The organism is Nocardia sp. 852002-20019_SCH5090214 (genome assembly GCF_001665865.1).
Classification (GTDB): Bacteria; Actinomycetota; Actinomycetes; order Mycobacteriales; family Mycobacteriaceae; genus Nocardia; species Nocardia nova.
In genome coordinates, this window is record NZ_LZMK01000339.1 from 1 (window position 1) to 2211 (window position 2211).

Consider the following 2211-nt stretch of genomic DNA (forward strand, 5'->3'; position numbering starts at 1 on the left):
GTCGGAGCGTGATCGGCTGCGGCGGCTGGTGCGTGCGGCCGCGACCGGGACCGACACCGAGGCCGAGTTCGTGGGATCGCTGCGGGAGTCGGGGATCTCGATCAAACCCCGCTACGCCCAGGGCGGCCGCGACAAGGTCATCGGCTATTCGGTGCGGTTCCGGCGCGACGGTGCCGAGGTCGGGCCGTGGCTGGGTGGCGGGAAACTGGCCCGGGATCTGACGTTGACCGCGCTGCGGGAGCAGCAGTGGTCCGACAGCACGACCGCCCGTGAGGACGCTCTCGCGGTGTGGGGCAACGATTCCGCCCGTCGTGGCCGTCAGGATCGGGCTGTCGATGATCCGCAGATGTGGCGCCAGGCCGCCGCCGAGATCGGGCAGTGGCGCGAGCGTATGGAGCAGGTGCCCCACACGGATCGGGCGCAGTGGGCATACATGGCCGGCCAAGCCGCGGGAGTTTTCGCGGCCTGGTCGGAGGTGCTGGAAGGCGACCAGCCGGGCGCGTTCGCGGCCGCGCACAAGGAACTGGCCCGCTCGGCGCAGGTGCAGTACGCCTCCCAGCGGTATCAGCCTGCCCAGCCGCAATCGGCCGGACTGGGCGCGGTCACGCGGGCGCTGTTTCAGGAGACGTTCCGCGACAACTCGCCGGTGCGGCGAGCCCGCAGCGGGGACACGGTCGGCGATATCGCGACCGTCATCCTCGTGGCGTTGCTGCTGCTTTTGCTGCTGGCCATCGCGATCGCAGCCGAGATCGCCCGCGCCCACCGCGAGCGTGGGCAGCTGACGTGGGCGGTCGCGATCGAGCAGGCCGCCGTCTACGGCCTGGACCCGGTGCGCGTGAATTGGCAGGCCGCGCTGAACGAGCGCCGCTACCGGTTCGACCGCGACGCGGCTGACGTGTTCGCCGCTGCCGCCGGGCGGCGCAGCGAGAAGGCCTTGGCCGCGTTGCTCGACCACGCCGCAGCAGCCGATCCTGTCACAGCGGAGCGGGATTCCGATCGCGTCGAGGAGCAGCTGGGCGCGCAGCGGCTGGCCGAACTCACCACCGCCGCCGAGGAACTCGTGCCCGGTGTCAGCGACGCCGAGGCGTGGCCGGCACTTCGAGCGAAACTGGCAGCCGCCGAAATCGACGGCCGCGACGCCATCGACGAACTGAGCGCCGCGATCGCGCTGCGGGAGTTGGGCAGCGCCGATGACATCGCCGCCGTGCTGATCTGGCGGCTCGAACAACTCGACACCATCGCCGCCGCGACACCGGAGGCTGAGTCCGCAGGGTCGACCCGTACGGCGGTGCAGGCCGCTGCGGGTCCGCTGACACCGCCGTCGAAGCAGGAACTTCCCCCGCGAAAGCCGGTGTACTACACCGAATTGTCCAGCCACGATCAGCAGGCGGCTCGTGCGATGGCCATCGGATCGATGGGGTTCGGCAACGACGATCTGCAGCCGAAGACGTGGAGCGATGCCCGGCTCACGTGGGAGCTCACCCACCGCCGCGCCGAGGCACAGCTACTGGCCGACGACATCGAAGACCGCCGCACCCACGGTGGACCGCACACGCGCCAGGCCCGCGCCGACATTGAGACCTTCGCCGCTGCGGCCGAGAAGATTCCGGCCGCCCAGAAGGCGGAGGACGCCGCGCGCGCGCTCGAAACCGAGCAGAAGGCGTTGAAGCTCGAGGCTGCGCGATTGCGTGAGCAGTTGGAGGCCACCGCGAAACGCAAGCCGCTGGCGCGGAAGAAGTTGCAGGACCGCCTCGATGCCACCACCGAGGAGCTCGACGAACTCACCCCGGAGGTGACCGAAGCGCGCACCGTCGCCGACGCGGCCGCCGAACGGGTCGGGGTGCCCGCGACCGAGTGGACGGATGTGCAGCGGCGTGCGCACCCGAGCCAGCAGCAGTGGCTGCTCAACACCGCGACCGAGAAGGATCAGCGCAGCCTCAACGAGGACGAGACCTACCTGTACGGGCTGCAGAGCGCCCTGTCACGGATCGAACGCGAGCACGCCCGCCGCGAGTCCCTGACTCCGGAGCAGCGCGCCGCCGCCGAACGTGCGCCACGCGTCGCCAAACGCCGAAGCCTCGCCTTCGACCAGGAGACCTCGACCGGGCGCAGGCCTCAGCCGCCGACACTCGGATTCGACCGCGACCGCGATCACGGCCCGGAACTGTAGCGGCCGCCCCGTCGGCGAGGTGGCTGGGTTGGAAGGTGCTG

The 2211-nt window shown here is 70.8% G+C and carries 1 pseudogene; it reads left to right on the forward strand.

The annotated features are described in order from the left end of the window. Positions 1 to 2170, forward strand: a pseudogene (locus A5780_RS41370) (hypothetical protein); the annotation flags it as partial. Positions 2171 to 2211: the final 41 nt, after the last annotated feature.